This window comes from Turicibacter faecis, assembly GCF_037076425.1.
Classification (GTDB): Bacteria; Bacillota_I; Bacilli_A; order MOL361; family Turicibacteraceae; genus Turicibacter; species Turicibacter faecis.
The window spans coordinates 2,127,800-2,145,792 of sequence record NZ_AP028127.1; the positions used below are offsets into that span (position 1 = coordinate 2,127,800).

14 protein-coding genes are annotated in these 17,993 nt (G+C 36.2%); 2 read left to right on the forward strand and 12 right to left on the reverse strand.

All coding sequences use genetic code 11. The features are described from left to right. Positions 1-35: 35 nt before the first annotated feature. From pyrE to AACH31_RS10430, 3 genes are all read right to left on the reverse strand, one after another. Positions 36-668, reverse strand: coding sequence for an orotate phosphoribosyltransferase (gene pyrE, locus AACH31_RS10420; protein ID WP_161832396.1), 633 nt, complete (start codon positions 666-668; stop codon positions 36-38). A gap of 99 nt (positions 669-767) precedes the next feature. Then, positions 768-1,472, reverse strand: a complete 705-nt coding sequence (gene pyrF, locus AACH31_RS10425; protein WP_161832397.1) for an orotidine-5'-phosphate decarboxylase — start codon at positions 1,470-1,472, stop codon at positions 768-770. 348 nt (positions 1,473-1,820) lie between these two features. Continuing rightward, positions 1,821-2,024: a hypothetical protein gene (locus tag AACH31_RS10430; protein WP_161832263.1), complete on the reverse strand. Its 204-nt coding sequence runs from the start codon at positions 2,022-2,024 to the stop codon at positions 1,821-1,823. Positions 2,025-3,044: 1,020 nt separating this feature from the next. Between AACH31_RS10430 and AACH31_RS10435 the strand changes: the two genes are divergently transcribed. After that, a complete protein-coding gene (locus AACH31_RS10435) occupies positions 3,045-4,331 on the forward strand; it encodes an ISL3 family transposase (RefSeq protein WP_289461271.1) in 1,287 nt (428 codons plus the stop codon). Positions 4,332-4,533: 202 nt separating this feature from the next. On the opposite strand, the gene AACH31_RS10440 is transcribed toward AACH31_RS10435, so the two are convergent. The 9 genes from AACH31_RS10440 to AACH31_RS10480 all read right to left on the reverse strand — a co-directional run bounded on the left by AACH31_RS10440 (position 4,534) and on the right by AACH31_RS10480 (position 16,938). After that, positions 4,534-5,448, reverse strand: coding sequence for a dihydroorotate dehydrogenase (locus AACH31_RS10440; protein WP_161832262.1), 915 nt, complete (start codon positions 5,446-5,448; stop codon positions 4,534-4,536). Continuing rightward, a complete protein-coding gene (locus AACH31_RS10445; RefSeq protein ID WP_432766974.1) occupies positions 5,448-6,242 on the reverse strand; it encodes a dihydroorotate dehydrogenase electron transfer subunit in 795 nt (264 codons plus the stop codon). Before AACH31_RS10445 ends, AACH31_RS10440 begins: the two co-directional genes overlap by 1 nt. A 149-nt stretch (positions 6,243-6,391) precedes the next feature. Then, positions 6,392-9,577: a carbamoyl-phosphate synthase large subunit gene (carB, locus tag AACH31_RS10450; protein ID WP_161832260.1), complete on the reverse strand. Its 3,186-nt coding sequence runs from the start codon at positions 9,575-9,577 to the stop codon at positions 6,392-6,394. Positions 9,578-9,639: 62 nt separating this feature from the next. Then, positions 9,640-10,704, reverse strand: coding sequence for a carbamoyl phosphate synthase small subunit (locus AACH31_RS10455; RefSeq protein WP_161832259.1), 1,065 nt, complete (start codon positions 10,702-10,704; stop codon positions 9,640-9,642). A 12-nt stretch (positions 10,705-10,716) separates the two neighbouring features. Beyond that, positions 10,717-11,994, reverse strand: coding sequence for a dihydroorotase (locus AACH31_RS10460; RefSeq protein WP_262953866.1), 1,278 nt, complete (start codon positions 11,992-11,994; stop codon positions 10,717-10,719). Between the two features lie 80 nt (positions 11,995-12,074). Beyond that, entirely contained in the window at positions 12,075-12,965 is an 891-nt protein-coding gene (locus tag AACH31_RS10465; RefSeq protein ID WP_317453427.1) for an aspartate carbamoyltransferase catalytic subunit, read from the reverse strand. 89 nt (positions 12,966-13,054) lie between these two features. Beyond that, positions 13,055-14,416 (reverse strand): solute carrier family 23 protein, encoded by a 1,362-nt coding sequence (locus AACH31_RS10470; RefSeq protein ID WP_262950867.1) that lies wholly within the window; start codon positions 14,414-14,416, stop codon positions 13,055-13,057. Between the two features lie 301 nt (positions 14,417-14,717). Then, on the reverse strand, positions 14,718-15,359 hold the full coding sequence (locus AACH31_RS10475) for an HD domain-containing protein (protein ID WP_262953865.1): 642 nt from the start codon (positions 15,357-15,359) through the stop codon (positions 14,718-14,720). Between the two features lie 166 nt (positions 15,360-15,525). Continuing rightward, the gene (locus tag AACH31_RS10480) at positions 15,526-16,938 is read right to left on the reverse strand and encodes a DUF7309 domain-containing protein (protein WP_161832254.1); all 1,413 of its coding nucleotides are present in this window, start codon (positions 16,936-16,938) and stop codon (positions 15,526-15,528) included. Between the two features lie 256 nt (positions 16,939-17,194). Here AACH31_RS10480 and AACH31_RS10485 point away from each other — a divergent pair, with 256 nt between their 5' ends. Then, on the forward strand, positions 17,195-17,986 hold the full coding sequence (locus AACH31_RS10485; RefSeq protein WP_161832253.1) for a YidC/Oxa1 family membrane protein insertase: 792 nt from the start codon (positions 17,195-17,197) through the stop codon (positions 17,984-17,986). Positions 17,987-17,993: the final 7 nt, after the last annotated feature.

The following is a 17,993-nucleotide window of genomic DNA, read 5'->3' on the forward strand; positions in this document are numbered from 1 at the left end:
GAAAAAAAGGAATCGTGCATACGATTCCTAACACACTATTTTGTTAGCCAGCTTTCATCACTTGGATTTTGACGCCATGCCGTTAATTTTTCCACTGACTCTTTTGAGATTTCTCCCATTTCCACCGCTACTTCAACTAATGTTTGATAATTACAAAGAGAAACATTTTTACACGCTGCTGCCTCTAAATTTTTTAATCCAGTTTCAAGCTCATATGAGAAGATTGAAACGATTCCTAAAACATCGCATCCTAATTCTCGTAATACCTCAACCGCTTCAATTGAAGATTTTCCTGTAGAAATTAAATCTTCAACAACAACAACTTTCATCCCCTTTTCAACTAACCCTTCAACTTGATTTCCTCGTCCGTGCTTTTTAGCCGATGAACGAACATATCCCATTGGTAAATCTAATTTATCTGCCATAATAGCCGCATGTGGAATCCCTGCTGTTGCCGTTCCCATTAACATTTCACAATCTGGATAATATTGTTTAACAAGATCACATAAGCCTGCTTCAATATCACGACGAACTTGTGGATAAGATAAAGTTAAACGATTATCACAATAAATTGGTGATTTAATTCCTGATGTCCATGTAAATGGTGTTTCTGGGCGCAATAATACCGCGTGAATTTCTAATAAATGTTTCGCAATTGTACGTTTCATAAATAATCTCTCCTCTATGTTTTGTATAAAAATATACCGATAGTTTCTCTAAGCAATGCCCTATATTATTTAAATTTATTTAATGCTTTGAGCTCCTCTTTATCCTAAGAACTCCTCTTTAATTTGACGATACGTAGCTACTGGATGAACAGATTTCGTAATTGAACGACCAACAACAATGTAGTTTGACCCAAGTTCCTTAGCCTTTGTTGGAGTAACAACTCGTTTTTGGTCATCTAAACTATCACTTGCTTGACGAATCCCTGGCGTACAAGTAATAAAGTCTTCACCTAATTTATCATGGATTTCTTTTGTTTCTAATGCAGAGCAGACAATTCCGTCTAATCCTGCCTCTTTTGTTAACTGAGCATATTTTAAAACCGTGTTTGGTAATGTCTCACTAATTAGGATTTGTTGTTGCATCACTTCCTCTGTGGTCGATGTTAACTGAGTGACTGCAATACATAGTGGTCGTTTTGCACCAGGAGCAGTTCCTTCATTTAAACCTTCAACCGCCGCCTTCATCATCGGAAGTGTCCCGGCTGCATGAACATTCACCATGTCAACCCCAAGCTTAGCTAAATTTTTCATCGCACTTTTAACAGTATTCGGGATATCATGTAACTTTAAGTCTAAGAAAATTTTATGGTTCTTTTCTTTTAAGTATTTAATAATTTGAGGCCCCTCTGCATAAAACAGTTCCATCCCTACTTTAACATATAAAGATTCATCAAATTGTTCAATAAATTGACGTGTTTCCTCAAAATCTTTAAAATCTAATGCAATAATAACTGCCTTCTCCATCTAATAGACCTCCTCATACTTCCGATATCACATTAACTTTATATCAAACTCATATCATCACTCTAATTCTAAGAACAGTCAAAGCCTTTTTACGGCTTTCTAACAAAAAAATCCTCTTTTAGCTTTTACATCTAGGCTAAAAGAGGATACACGAATTCCATAAAATGATGGTTTACTTCTTTATTAACGTGTTCTTCTCAGCCTCACAGGACCGAATTAAAGCTATCTTCATTATTATAAAATATTTGACTTTTTGTGTCAATAACTATCTCTTTCTATTTGTTCTACGTTATCCACAACTCCATTAAAAAAGAGAAACCTATTGACTAGACTTCTCTCCTATTTATTTTATAAACCAAATACAATATTCATTTTATGCATTAATTGATTCGCCTCTTCTTGGCTACTAATTGGATGATACTTAAAAATATTTAATGTTTTTAATTGGGCTTCATTAACAAGACGATCGATGGGTCCACAGGCTTCTAAATTTCTTTGAAATTTTTCCTCTAACTCTGCAATTCTAAATAAAATATGATTCATATCTTCCACGTCCCTTTCTCCTAACGAATTACCTTAGTATTGGATAGTTACCTGAATTCTATTCATCAATTTATTACTTTTATAAAAAAAATCTTGTTTGATTCATTTCTCGATGGATGGAGGAAGAATGTAAGTACTCAAAGACTCCGTTTATAGATAGTAACTTCTGTCCCCTTACACACCACTTAGTAAAATAAAAAATATAGTAAAACCTCAGTATAATAAAGTCGAACATGGATAGAAGCTTTAACTAAAGTGGGTTTATCCGCTAATACAATTGCTAAGAGCCTTAGACGCCCTTTATCGACCATGACTCGTGAAATGAAATGCTGGTCAGTAGAGAAGTATATGACACACTCGAAATGTTAGTATTTTCTATACTGATTTTCGATAACGTCAATACCTTGCAAGATATTAAACCATCAAACATCTGAAAAATCATTTGAACGCTACTTCGATCACATTTACCACATAAGTTCACAGTTCACCTATACCGATTTCACCAATTTTTCATTTAATGTTAGTATTGGGTTATTAAAATTAAAATAGGGAGGGACCTATTATAAATAAAAAATGATTATATTAAATGATGTTTATAAATTTCCAACTGCGATCATTGAAGACAATTCATCCTCTCTAACACTAAAATTGAAATACGATAGTCGAAAATATTCTGATTTTAGAAATTTTTGTGGCAGAAGTTTTTTTCAACAATCCGATATATCCATAAAATCAGATAAAAAGTGCTATACCACTCTGATTGAAAGCTCCTCATTCAGTTTAGGATCAATAGATTATAACGAAAAGGAAGAGATACAACAGTTCAATCCATTGGCAGAGGCAATCATCCGTTTTAAAAAAGAAACACTTCAATCCATCGCGAAGATAAAGAGCAAAGAAAAAAGGTTCTATAATATTTAGTGTTGCTGATTAAGCAGCACTTTTTTCATAGGATAAAAAAAAGAGACTTCAAGTCTCAATCCTGTTACAATGTTATCGACTAAAACAATATTGAAAGGATAAGATTTAATGTCTCACTCATATTTTACTAGAAAACTTTTAAATATTAAAGATAAAAATATTACATTTTCAGAAGATTATCTTGAGGAAGTGAAGTTGAACGGAATTACTAGCTTTATCTTTAAAGGTATTCTTACGTATCAACCGACTCATTGTCAAAAATGCGGAACCCTATTTGATTCAAAATTTAAGAAGCATGGATTTAAAACCTCTCGAATTGTCATTCCAAAAGTCTCTCTTCACGATACCTACTTAGACCTAAAAAAACAGCGTTATTATTGTGGGCATTGCCAGTCTACTTTTACACTAAGTACTTCAATTGTTGAAAAGAACTGTTACATTTCTTATCATACGAAACACGCCATTGCTTTAGAGGCCCAAAATAAAATTTCTGAATGTGATATCGCACGTCGCCATCAGGTCTCTCATTCAACCGTCAATCGAATCATCCATAGCTTTTATGAATCTCAAACCTTAAACCTTAATTATTTACCTGAAAATCTCTGTTTTGATGAATTTAAATCCGTTAAGTCTGCTGAGGGGCATATGTCTTTTATTTTTTGCGATGCTGACTCAAAACAAATCATCGATATCGTTGAAGATCGTCGTTTAAACTCCCTTCAAGCTTATTTTAAACGATACACAAAGGAAGCACGTCATCGAGTAAAAAATATTGTGATTGATATGTACGCTCCTTACATCAGCCTCATTAAGGATCTTTTTCCTCATGCCCAAATTATCATTGATAAATTTCATCTCGTTCAACATCTCTCTCGTGCACTGAACAAAACTCGAATCCGATTCATGAAAAAGTTCAAAAAGCATGGTCGTAAATTCAAACGTTATTGGCGCTTATTTTTAAAATCTCACGCTTTACTTAATACCACCACTTATCGATCAGTTTACTGCTTTAAACAACCCATGCGTGAAATTGATATCTTAAACTTTCTACTTGATTTATCTCCTGAATTAAAAGCAACCTATGATTTATATCAAGAGTTACTTTTCGCTCTTCAGACAAAAAACTTAAAACGATTTAATCATTTACTCGAAACGGAACATCCGCTTGTTTCTCCTGAGTTTCAAACGGCTTTCCAAACCTTTAAAACTTATCAATCCTATATTAAAAATACACTCTCAACTCATTACACAAATGGTCCCATCGAAGGAATTAATAATAAAATTAAGGTCATTAAGCGTATTGCCTTTGGATATCGTAGTTTCTATCACTTTAAATCTCGTATTCTCATGGTTCAAAATCTAACAAAGCCTAAAACGAAAATCCTAGCAGCATAGCTACTAGGATTTCGATTTGAATTTTCGTTGTAACAGGTTACAAATTAATCAGCAACACTATTTGACAAAGAACCAGAAAAAAGAGCCTTTTATTTAGACTCTTTTTCTTTGATTTATTTATTAACATTAATTTCATTGCTTAAAAAATAACACCCGATAAAGTAATTTTAATCGCTTCTCTTAAAACATGCCCCTTCAGATTTTATCCTTGATGTGCAAATCCTGTTGCATCGCTTAATTTTTCAAATCCATATTTATCTAATACTTCTGGTAGGCGATCGATAATATCCACACAAGCATAAGGATTGATAAAATTCGCCGTTCCAACAGCCACCGCACTTGCCCCGGCATAGAAAAATTCTAGGACGTCTTCTGCTGTTTCAATCCCTCCCATCCCGATAATTGGGATATTCACTGCTTTATAGACGTCATGAATCATACGAAGGGCCACCGGTTTAATCGCTGGACCTGACAGTCCACCCGTTCCATTTGCTAAAATAGGTTTTCCTGTCTTCATATCAAAGCGCATTCCAAGTAACGTATTAATCATCGTAATTCCATCGGCACCCGCTTCCTCAACGGCCTTTGCGATCTCTACGACATTCGTGACATTTGGGGATAACTTAATATAAACTGGAACAGTCGAAACTTCTTTAATCGCTCTCGTTAGCTGTGCAGCAACTGTTGCATCGGTTCCGAAAGCAATTCCACCTTCTTTAACATTCGGACATGAAATATTAATTTCTAAAGCGGCAACATTTTTAGCTCGCGAGATTTTCTTAGCGACTGCCACATACTCTTCTAATGTTTTTCCTGCCACATTAGCGATAATCGGTAGATCATATTGTTCTAAAAAGGGTAATTCATGCTCCATAATCTTATCCACACCTGGATTTTGCAAACCAATCGCATTTAACATTCCACCCGGTGTCTCAGCGACGCGTGGCGTTGGATTTCCAACACGGGCCTCTTCAGTGGCCGCCTTGATCATAATTGATCCTAAACGTGACAAATCATAGTATTCAGCAAATTCTCGCCCAAATCCGAAACATCCTGACGCTGGGATGACTGGGTTTTTCAAACTTAATCCCGGTAATTCAACGGCTAAACGATTCATTATAATGCAACCTCCCCAAGTTTAAAGACTGGACCTTCTTTACATACACGTGCCATTTTGCCATTATTAAGTTGACATACACATGCATAACATGCACCGATCCCACATGCCATTCGTTCCTCAAATGATAAATATCCTTTTTTAGTTTGCCCAAACTGACGATCAATCGCCTGTAACATCACTTTAGGACCGCAACCAAAGACCTGATCAAATGCTATATTTTTATTTAAAATTAACTCCACAACATTACCGTGATAGCCATAACTTCCATCCATTGTTGCAATATGAACATCGGCATATTGACTAAATTGTTCCTCGTAAAAAACGTCTTGCTTTGAAGCAAATCCTAATACGGCAATAACTTTATTCCCTTTAGCATGCAAACGTTTGGCCGTTTCATACATCGGTGGAACTCCAATCCCACCACCTACTAACACAACTGTTTCATCATCCAAAACCTCTGAAAGATCAAAACCAGTTCCTAACGGACCTAACACATCTACTTGCTCTCCTGATTGTTTTAAAGAAAGTAACCTCGTTCCTTCTCCTTCAGCACGATAAATAAGGGTTACCTGCTTTAAATCTTGATTAATTTCACAAATAGAAATAGGGCGGCGTAATAAGGGATAGGCCACTTCGTTAACCTTAATATTTACGAACTGCCCTGCCTGAAACATTCCCTGAACTAATTCACCACTCAATACTAACTCGTAAACATTTTTTGCAATTAATGTTTGACGTACAATCGTCATCCTCTGTACTTTACGCATGGGTAGCCTCCTACGGTTAAAAATCTATCTTAATCTCCTACACAAGACGATGTAAAAGTGCATTTCTATACTCTTTCATTCACCTGTATATACGTAGATGAGTATCCTCCACGCTTGATTAGAGCGTGAAGCATACTCATTTTTAAACTTAAACATTATTTGGATTGTGACTATTAAATAGCGGCATCAATAGCGAAGCTCATTGACTCAAGAACTTTATATACAGCGCGTGCTGTATCTAATGACGTTAAACATGGAATGTTATTTTCTACAGCCTCGCGACGAATTAAAAATCCATCTGTAATTCTGTCTTTCTTACTTACTGAGAACGTATTAATAACAAATTGAACCTGTTGCCCACGAATGACATCAAGTACAGTCTTTCCTTCTTCACCTATTTTGGCGATAGAAACAGCCTTAATTCCATTTTCCTTTAAGAACTCACATGTTCCTTTTGTAGAAATTAATTCGTAACCAATCTCAGTTAATTGACGAGCAAGTTCAACTGACTCTTCCTTATCTTTATTTCCAATTGTAAATAAAATGCGTCCATGAGTCGGCATCTTCATTCCCGCTGCCACTAACGCTTTGTAAAGTGCCTTTTCAAGCGTACGATCCTTTCCAATTGCCTCCCCTGTTGATTTCATTTCAGGGCCTAATGAAATATCAACTTTTCTCAATTTAGAGAATGAGAAGACAGGTGCCTTAACATAAACACCTTCCGCATGTGGATGGTATCCTGTTCCATATCCTTGTTCAATTAAGGATTGTCCTAAAATCGCCTTTGTCGCAATATTTGCCATTGGTACATTTGTAATCTTACTTAAAAACGGAACGGTACGAGATGAACGAGGGTTGACCTCTAACACAAAAACCTCTTCGTCTTTCGTGACAACAAACTGAATATTTAAAAGTCCGATAATCGTTAATCCACGTGCAATTCTTGTCGTATAGTCGATGAGTTTATCCATCACTTCTTTTGATAAGGTCTGAGGTGGATAAACGGCCATCGAGTCACCTGAATGGACACCCGCACGTTCAATATGTTCCATAATCCCCGGAATATATACATTTTCACCGTCAGAAATCGCGTCAACTTCGACTTCTTTTCCAGTTAAATATCGGTCAATTAAAATTGGATTATCTCCGTTTTCTTTTAATGCCTCTTTCATATAGCGTTCAATTTCTACATCATTATCAATGATTTCCATTGCACGTCCACCTAATACATAAGACGGACGAAGTAACACAGGATATCCGATACGATTCGCAATTTCTTTTGCGCCTTCTACTGATTGACACGTCGCTCCAAGCGGTTGAGGTACCTCTAAATCCTTTAATAATTTTTCAAATTGATCACGATCTTCCGCACGATCAATATTTTCTAATGATGTTCCTAAAATTTTAATTCCACGTTCTTGTAATTTTGATGCTAAGTTAATCGCTGTTTGTCCTCCAAACTGAACGATAACCCCTTCTGGTTTTTCTAAATCAATAACATGCATTACGTCTTCAATTGTTAATGGCTCAAAGTATAATTTGTCCGAAATTGAGAAATCAGTTGAAACCGTTTCTGGATTGTTATTAATAATAATTGCTTCATAACCTGCTTGTTGAATAGCCATCACGCAGTGTACCGTTGCATAGTCAAATTCAACCCCTTGTCCAATACGAATAGGACCTGATCCAAGAACAACTACGCTTGGTTTATCTGTACGATGTGATTCATTTGCTGTTTCATAGGTTCCATAATAATACGGTGTTTTTGATTCAAACTCGGCACTACATGTATCAACCATTTTATAAACTGGAATTAATCCATTTTCTTTACGGAATTGATAAACATTTAATTCTTGCGTATTCCAGTAATTTGCAATGGTAATATCGGCAAACCCCATTTTTTTAGCTTGACGTAAAATATCTAAATTCCATGCGTTTTCTTTAATGATTGCTTCAAAATCGATAATTCCTTTTAACTTCGTTAAGAAAAATAAATCAATTTTTGTTACCTGATGAATCTCTTCAATTGATGTTTTGCGGCGAATCAATTCGCTAATCACGAATAAACGCTCATCGTCTGCATGCTTTGTTCGTTGCCATAATACGTCATTTTCTTCATTTTTTAAAGCTGGTAATTCCACGTGATAAACTTTTGTTTCAAGTGAACGTACAGCTTTTAATAATGACTCTTCGAAGTTACGTCCAATTGCCATAACTTCCCCTGTCGCCTTCATCTGTGTTCCTAATCGACGATTCGCTGAGTTAAATTTATCAAATGGCCAACGTGGGATTTTAGCGACAACATAATCTAATGCAGGCTCAAAGCATGCGTAAGAAACTCCTGTTACAGGGTTGATAATTTCATCTAATGTCAGACCCACCGCAATCTTTGCCGCAATCTTTGCAATCGGATAACCAGTTGCCTTCGATGCTAACGCTGATGAGCGTGAAACACGTGGATTTACTTCGATTACATAGTAATTAAAGCTATTTGGATCTAATGCTAACTGAACGTTACATCCTCCCTCAATTCCTAATGCACGAATAATAGTTAACGAAACATGGCGGAGCATATGATACTCACGATCGGCTAATGTTTGGGAAGGAGCTACAACGATTGAATCTCCCGTATGAATTCCAACTGGATCAAAGTTTTCCATGTTACAAACAACAATCGCGTTATCATTTTTATCGCGCATTACTTCATACTCAATCTCTTTATATCCAGCAATTGATTTTTCAATTAAACATTGTGTCACAGGTGATAAATTTAATCCATTTTCAACCGTTGCACGTAGGCTGGCCTCATCTTCTACAATTCCTCCTCCAGTTCCTCCTAGCGTAAACGCTGGACGAACAATTAATGGATAACCAATCTCGTTAGCGAAATCAATCGCCTCATCAATCGTATTAACGATGACTGATTCTGGAATCGGTTGATTTAATTCATACATCAAATCACGGAACATATCGCGATCCTCTGCCTTTTTAATTGCTTTTAAATCAGTACCTAAAATTTCAACACCACATTCAGATAAAATTCCATCTTCAGCCAATTCCACGACTAAGTTTAACCCTGTTTGTCCACCTAACGATGGTAACACCGCATCTGGTCGTTCTTTGCGAATAATCTTACTTAAAAATTCTTTTGTTAAAGGTTCCATGTAAACCTTATCAGCAATTTCCGTATCCGTCATAATAGTGGCTGGATTTGAGTTTACTAAAATAACTTCATATCCTTCCTCTTTTAATGATTGGCACGCTTGAGTTCCAGCGTAATCAAATTCTGCAGCTTGTCCGATAATAATTGGACCTGATCCGATAACTAAAATACGATGAATATCTGTACGTTTTGGCATAGGGATTCCTCCTAATTCTCTCTTATCTCTTAGATGTCACAACATTTTTTATGTAAAAATAACTAGTTTAAATTTTCAATAAAACGATCAAATAAATAACTTGCATCATCTGGTCCTGGAGATGCTTCCGGATGATACTGTACCGTAAAGGCTTTATAATGTTTGTGTTCAAGACCTTCAACCGTATTATCATTTAATGCTACGTGCGTAACATTTAATGGTGTATTTTCAATCGACTCTTTACAAACCTCATATCCATGATTTTGCGAAGTAATATGAACTTTATTTGTTTTTAGATCTTTAACAGGGTGGTTACATCCACGATGCCCAAATTTCATCTTCTTCGTATCCGCCCCATTTGCTAAAGCAAATAATTGGTGCCCTAGGCAAATTCCCATTAAAGGATATTTTTCTTGGATTTCACGAATCATTGGTAACGCCTCAACCACATCTTTTGGATCACCAGGTCCATTACTTAAAACAACGCCATCTGGATTAAGTTGGTCAATTTGTGAAGCCGTTGTATTAAAAGGAACAACGATCACTTCACATCCACGTGCCGTTAAATCGCGGATAATTCCTTTTTTCACCCCGAAATCAACTAAAACAACGCGGTGCCCTTTACCTGGAGCTGAATAGACCATTTTGGTTGAAACATGTTCCACATGTCGGTTTAAAACTGGGATAGTGGCCAATTTTTCTAATACTTCTTCATCACTCATGCTAATATCTGCAATCATCCCTCTAATCGCACCATGCTCACGAATCTTAATTGTTAACGCTCGCGTATCTACATTACATAAACCTGGAACCTTCTTTGCTTTTAATAACTCGTCTAATGTTTTTGATGCGCGCCAGTTTGATGGAACCTCGCAATACTCTTTTACAATCAAGGCTGAAGCCGATGGAGAAAATGACTCAAAGTCTTGATCATTGATTCCATAGTTCCCGATTAGTGGATATGTCATCGTCACCATTTGTCCAAAATATGAAGGATCAGACAAAATCTCTTGATAACCTGTCATTCCGGTATTAAAAACTACCTCTCCAGCTACTGGGTCTAAACATCCGAAAGCCGTTCCTAAAAATACTGTTCCGTCTTCTAAAACAAGTTTACGATTGTACATTAATTATCCCTCCTATAAATTCATCGCCTGATAAACTATTTTTCCGTCTACTAATGTCATCACTGGCCAACCTGATACGCAATATCCCGTAAATGGAGTATTTTTTCCTTTAGAGACAAAGTGTTGCGGATCAATTTTCATTTCTTTTTCCAAATCAATGATCGTCAAGTCAGCTATCGCACCCACTTCTAACTTTCCGTAAGGTAAATTAAAGATATCTGCTGGCTTTCGACTCATACAATTAACTAACTGGTTTAAGGTCATGATTCCCGTTTTAACGAAATGCGTGTACATGAGTGGGAATGCTGTTTCTAATCCAACAATTCCAAATGGAGCTTCATAAAGATTTCTAGCTTTTTCATCTTCATGGTGAGGGGCATGATCAGTTGCAATCACATCAATTGTCCCATCGAGTAATCCTTCAACACACGCTAATCGATCGCGTTCTGAGCGAAGTGGTGGATTCATTTTATAATTAGTATCGTCATTTTTGATATCCATGTCACAAAGTAATAGATGATGTGGCGAAACTTCCGCGGTTACATGAATTCCTTGTTGTTTTGCAAAGCGAACCAGTTCCACACTCTCTTTTGTACTAATGTGACAAATATGATAATGAACGCCTGTCGCCTGTGCTAACATAATGTCCCGAGCAATTTGCGCGGATTCACTAACCGATAAAATTCCTTTATGGCCGTTTTCCTTGGCGTATTCACCGTCGTGTAAGTATCCACCGAATAATAAACTATCATCCTCACAGTGAGCGACAATGGGTTTGTTCACCTCTTTCGCTCGCTTCATTGCTTGATACATCACCCCAGCCTCTTGGATTCCACGTCCATCATCAGAAAATCCTAAAATATTCATGTTAGCAAGTGTCTCAACATCTACAATTTCTTCACCACGTTCACCAATGGTAATGGCTGCATAAGGAAAAACCCTAACTTTAGCCGACTTATCTAACAAATCGTTAATGTATGTCACATGTTCAACCGAATCTGGAACAGGAATCGTATTTGCCATCGCAGCAATGGTTGTAAATCCACCTTTAGCTGCAGCTAATGTCCCTGTTTCAATCGTTTCTTTTCTCTCATACCCCGGTTCCCTTAAATGAACATGCACATCCACTAATCCCGGAGAGACGAAGGCACCCGCTAAATCATAAACCTCTGCCTCGTCGCATTCAATTCCTATTTCCATCTTTAAAATTTTTCCATCATTGATTAAAAAATCGCTCTTAATTAAATCATTTTCTTCACTTACAAAATATCCGTTTTTTAAAAGAATCATCTATGACACTCCCTACTCCGTTAAATTAATTTATACGATTGGCCTTCATATAAGTATTAGTTAAAAACGTATTTCTCATCCTAATTTTTCTTATTTTTTAATGATCGATGTAAGCAAGCCATCCTAATGAATACTCCATTACTCATCTGTTTGAAAATTCGACTACGATTACACTCAACAACTTCATCGGCAATCTCAACCCCACGATTAAACGGTGCTGGGTGCATAATAATCGCTCCCTCTTTCATTCGTTTTTCACGTTCTACCGTTAAACCATATTTTTGATGATATTCATCCTTTGTTAAGACCATTATTCCATCATGGCGTTCATGCTGTACTCGCAGTAACATCACAATATCCATGTCTTCTAATACCTTATCTAATTCTTCCCAATCGTATCCCGGCTCTTGAAATTGTGCAGGAGCAACCAGATGAACATCCATCCCAAGACGTGTCATTACTTCAATATTCGTATGCGCAACACGCGAATGCGCGATATCTCCAACAATCGCAATCTTTAATCCCTCAAAGCGTCCATATTCTTGATAGATTGTTAGTAAATCTAACAGAGATTGAGTTGGATGGTTCCCACTTCCATCTCCTCCATTAAGGATCGGAATGTCGATTTTTCCAATCAATTCATCAAAGTAATTGTTTTGAGGATGACGAATGACGACAGCGTCAACTCCTATAGCCTCAAATGTCTTAACTGTATCGTACAATGTCTCTCCCTTTTGTACACTTGAAGTTTGTGCACTAAAATCCATTGTATTTAATCCTAATTTTTGTTCAGCCATCAAGAAAGAATACTGTGTTCGTGTGCTAGGCTCAAAGAAAAGGTTAGCCACTACGCCACCACTTAACGAACAGGTTGTTTCACCATTTGCTAAACGATTTGCTACCTGCAAAATCTCTAATATTTCATCAATTGTAAGATCTGATAACCGTGTTAAATGCTTAATTTCTTTCACTTTCATCACCTGTTTTTACAAATTTATCTATATTTTTTATGAAATTTGGTATAAAAAAATCAGCATAAAAGCTGACCTTTTATATTGTCCTAAATAGATGTCACTTTTTCATTTTTCGTCGGTTTAGTGAACTGATTTACTAAATCTTCATCAGTTACTTCTAATTCAGTTTTACAAGAACTTTGTCCGTAAGAAGCTTCTTTATCTGGTAAGATTAAATGTAAGATAACACCGATAATTGCAGCTAGTGCCATTCCAGATAAAGTTATCTTTCCAATGTTAATTGTTAATCCACCGATTCCTACAATTAAGATGACCGCCCCAATAATCAAGTTTCGTTGACGGCCAAAATCGATTTGATTATTAATTAACACACGAACTCCAGATGAAGCAATAACCCCAAATAGAAGGATACTTACCCCACCCATGACAGCACCTGGAATAGTTTGTACTAGCGCTGTAAACTTTCCGATAAATCCTAAACAGAAGGCTGTAACCGCTGCTCCACCAATCACCCATACTGAAGCAACTTTAGTTAAACCAATCACTCCTGTATTCTCACCATACGTTGTATTAGCAGGTCCACCGATGAATCCGGCACAGAATGTAGCCACTCCATCACCAATCAGTGTTCGGTGTAATCCTGGGCTCTTTGTTAAATCGCGTCCGACAATCGATCCTAAAACTAAATGATCCCCAATATGTTCTGTGATTGTTACAATAGCTACTGGAATCATAATTGATGCAACTTCTAAATTAAAAACGGGTGTTGAGTGTAAGAAGGCAAACGATGGAATTTCAAAGAAATTCGCCTGATGTACAGCACTAAAATCAACCACTCCTGAGATAATAGCTACTAAATACCCAACAACAATTCCGCTAAAAATAGGAAGCAACTGTAACAATCCCTTTGTATAGGCTGAAACCAAAACCGCGGTTAATAACGTAACTAACGCAATTAAAATGTGTTCAGACGCCATATTAACTGCCGTCCCAGCTAAACTCAACCCAATAACCATAATGGTAGGTCCAATAACAACAGGTGGTAATAACTTATTTAACCAGTCCGTTCCAATAAATTTAATTATGATCGCAATGACGAGATAGACAATCCCAACCATCATTAACCCCCCCATAACTGCCCCATAATTCGCACCACTTATCATTTCACCTTGTGCATTTAAAGTAGCCCCTAGAGCCAAAGCAGAAGTAATCGGTGCAATATACGCAAAGGATGATCCTAAATAAACTGGTGATTTCCCCTTTGTCACAAATAAGTAAAACATCGTCCCAATTCCTGATGAAATTAATGCTAAACTAACCGGTAATCCCGTTAACATTGGAACGAGCACCGTTGAACCAAACATTGCCAACACATGTTGAATACTTAATGCAATCCAATGTGCAACCTTTGGCTTTTCATGAACATCTAATATCAGTTTCTTCTCCATTATCGTACCTCCTAAGATACCCGCTTAGATAAGCCTAAAAAGTTGTTCGATTCACCGTTCAATAAAACAAAAAAAATCCTCTCTTAGCTTTATTAGGTAGGCTAAAAGAGGATACACGAATTCCCTAGTTGGGTAATAGATTCTATTATCTTTTAAACGTGTCTTCTCAGCCTCACGGGACCGAATTAAAGCTTTCACAAGTATTATAGAAGATTAGGTAATAAAAGTCAATGTCTATTCATGTAGAAATTTAAATTTTCTATCTCACCTTTTTACGACATTTAACTAAGAGAGGCTAAACTTAGGCTTCTCCATTCCATTCATTTAGAAATTGTTCTACAAAAACCTCCATAAAACGATGACGATTATTAGCTATCTCCTTCGCCGTTTCCGTATTCATTAAGTCTTTAAGTTTAAATAATTTTTCATAAAAGTGATTAATAACCGTCCCCTGGTGTCGACGATACTCCAATTCGTTTTCAAACGTCATAACCGGAAGTTTATCATCATGCATCTTAGCTCCTTTTGCTCCACCATACATAAATGTTCTTCCCACACCTATTGCCCCAATGGCATCAAGACGATCCGCATCTTGAACAATCTTTGCTTCAAGATTTTTTAGCGGTTGCGCATGTCCGCCTTTAAAAGAAATATTTTGAATAATATATTGAATAGATCCTATCTCCTCCTGACCGCAACCCATTGCCTTTAAAACATCAATAAGCTTTTTCTCTTGTTCTTCAACATCGTCAAACAATTTTGGGTCAATAACATCGTGTACAAGTGCAGCAATAAGGACGATTCGTTCATCTCCGCCCTCCACACTTAAAATAGCTTTCGCATTATGGTACACCCTCAGTGCGTGATCAAGACTATGACCACTTGTATCTTGTGAGAGTTCCCCTTCTAAAAATGAAATAAGTTTCGGATAAATCTCCTTCATTTTAATCTTTCCTTTCTCTTGAACGCTGTTTTTTTATAATAGTAGTATTCCATAAGTTAGTCGCGTGGTGCAATAAAAATAATCTTATCACATCTTTTAAAACTAAACACACGCATATAAAAAAAGAGGGAGCGGTCCCTCTTTTATATATAATAAGGATAATAACCTACAAACAATTATTAATAACTAATAACAATGATCGATAATTTGGAATAATATCATCTTCTCCTAAAGCCGTTAAAAAATGTGATAGTACCGGTTTACATTGAGAGAGTACGGGTTGTTCAAGCTGTTCTGGCAGAACATTTAGACAAATATCTTTAACAGCATCACCCGTCCATTCACTCGGAATTTGATCCCGGATGGTGTACATAGCTAACACAAATGTCTGTGTAATTAAACGATACTGCGCCTGGGCTTGCTCACTTAAATTATTTAAAGCATTTTGAAGTGTTAACGTATCGGTAATTTGATCCGCAAAAGATACTAATTTATCAATATCACTTTGTTCACTCTCAATCACCTTTACATTAGACGATGTCGCATTTTGTAATTCTTCAAAAATATATTCTGCAAACTCATGGGCTCGCGTAACGTGAGAGTCAATCGACAACTTAACATCAATTTGTTTACATATATCCTCTAATAGGGCGTATGTATCCTCATCTTCAGCTATAATTTCACATGGACGAATTTTCAATTCAAGAAACTGTTTAGCTAGCTCGGTCACCGTATCCGAAAGATATAAAGCCGCCGTCTCTTGTACGTCTAAATAAAACAATTGCCCCTCTTCAGAATCAACTAAGGCGGTGACTAACATAAAGAATGGTTGACCGGATCCAATTTCAACAACAGGATTAGGTAAATAAAATTGAATGGCCTCCAACGTAATTAATAATTTCGGAAGTTTCTTTAAACGATAAGCTAATAAATCATTTTGAAAAATTGTTTTTTTAGGTGACGGTGATTTTTTATATAAATGAGAATCGACAAAAGTTCCTTTCCAACCTTCATCTTCGCTAAAATATCTCAAATAATACTTACTATCATAAACTTCTGGAACTTGTAAATTATTCGTCAACTCTAGTCTAGCAACAACAACTGCTTGTTCTAAAGCCTTTGTTAAAAACCGACACTGCCACGAATCGGTTAAATACCAGGAATAAATTCCCGGATGATGATAACGAAACTGAGGACATTTCGTCTCCCCTTTCAATTGATAGCCTAAAAACTCTGCCTGTTCCTCATCGTGCTCCGTTAATGCACTGTAATCGACAAAATTAACGACTAAACAGTTTTTTTTAACTTCTGCTTTCATAAAAATATGATCCATATAGGCAAGACTAGCCTTATCGTATAAATAACGATAAGATTGATACCCCGACTCCCCTAAATAAACTGATAAAGAAAAATATTCCCCCATCATTCCCATAATACTACAAAATCCATCTATATCTCTCTCGTCATCATGAATGATAAAAACTTGAGAGGCATACATCCATTTCCACGGTTGCAACTTCTTAAAAGCAATTGCCGCTTCGTACAATCTATGTAACTCAAAATTCGTAGCAATCCCCATGACAAATCATCCTCTCTACTTCCATTTTAACCCCTTCTACTTAAATAATATGTCATTACGTAGAGAATCATGTTAAATTTAAGCAATTTCACTTTTAAGTTGAATTTCACATAATTTTTATTGAATTAGACTCTATTTTAACTTATAATACCCTTATTGTTAGTATTTTATAGCATTATTTGGTTTATAATATTGTTTATATGTCTATTATTTAGCAATATACAAAATACACATTAGGGGAAAGAAGGAATTTTCGTTGAAAAAGAAGTTAAGTTTAGTATTATGTTTTGTGCTAGTCGCCGGACTATTATCTGGGTGTGCTATCTCATCAGAACCCATCACAACAGAAACGGCATCGGGATTATGGGATAAGGTATTCGTCTTACCGCTTGCTAGCTTTATTACCTTACTCTATAAGTTATTATCTAACAACTTAGGATTCGCTATTATCTTAGCAACAGCTATTGTACGTTTAGTCTTAATGCCACTTTATGCAAAGTCAAATAAATCAATGGCTGTCATGCAAGAAATTCAGCCGCAAATGCAACGCATTCAAAAGAAATATGAAAATAAAAAGGATCAAGCTTCACAAGTCAAAATGCAGCAAGAAATGATGGAGCTTTATAAAAAATATAATTATAACCCAATGGCAGGATGCTTACTTCCATTCTTACAAATGCCAGTTTTCTTAGCATTCTATCAAGCTATTTCTCGTCATCCACTCATTCATAACGCTGCTGCTGCTGAATTCTTTGGAATCAACTTAGGGGCTACTGCAACAGTACCAAATTATATCTTAGCCTTTGTTGTAGCGGGATTAACAGTTTATTCACAACGTTTAATGAATAAGAGCATGGCTGCTAGTATGAATGGTCAACAAAATCAAACAAATAATATGATGATGAAAATTATGACTTACTATTTTCCATTTGCCATGTTCTCTATTACAATCGGAACACCATTTGCATTTGGTCTTTATTTCTTAACAGGATCAATTATGACAATTATTCAATCTTTAATCTTCAAGCGTCCAAATGCCAAAAAATAAAAAAAGA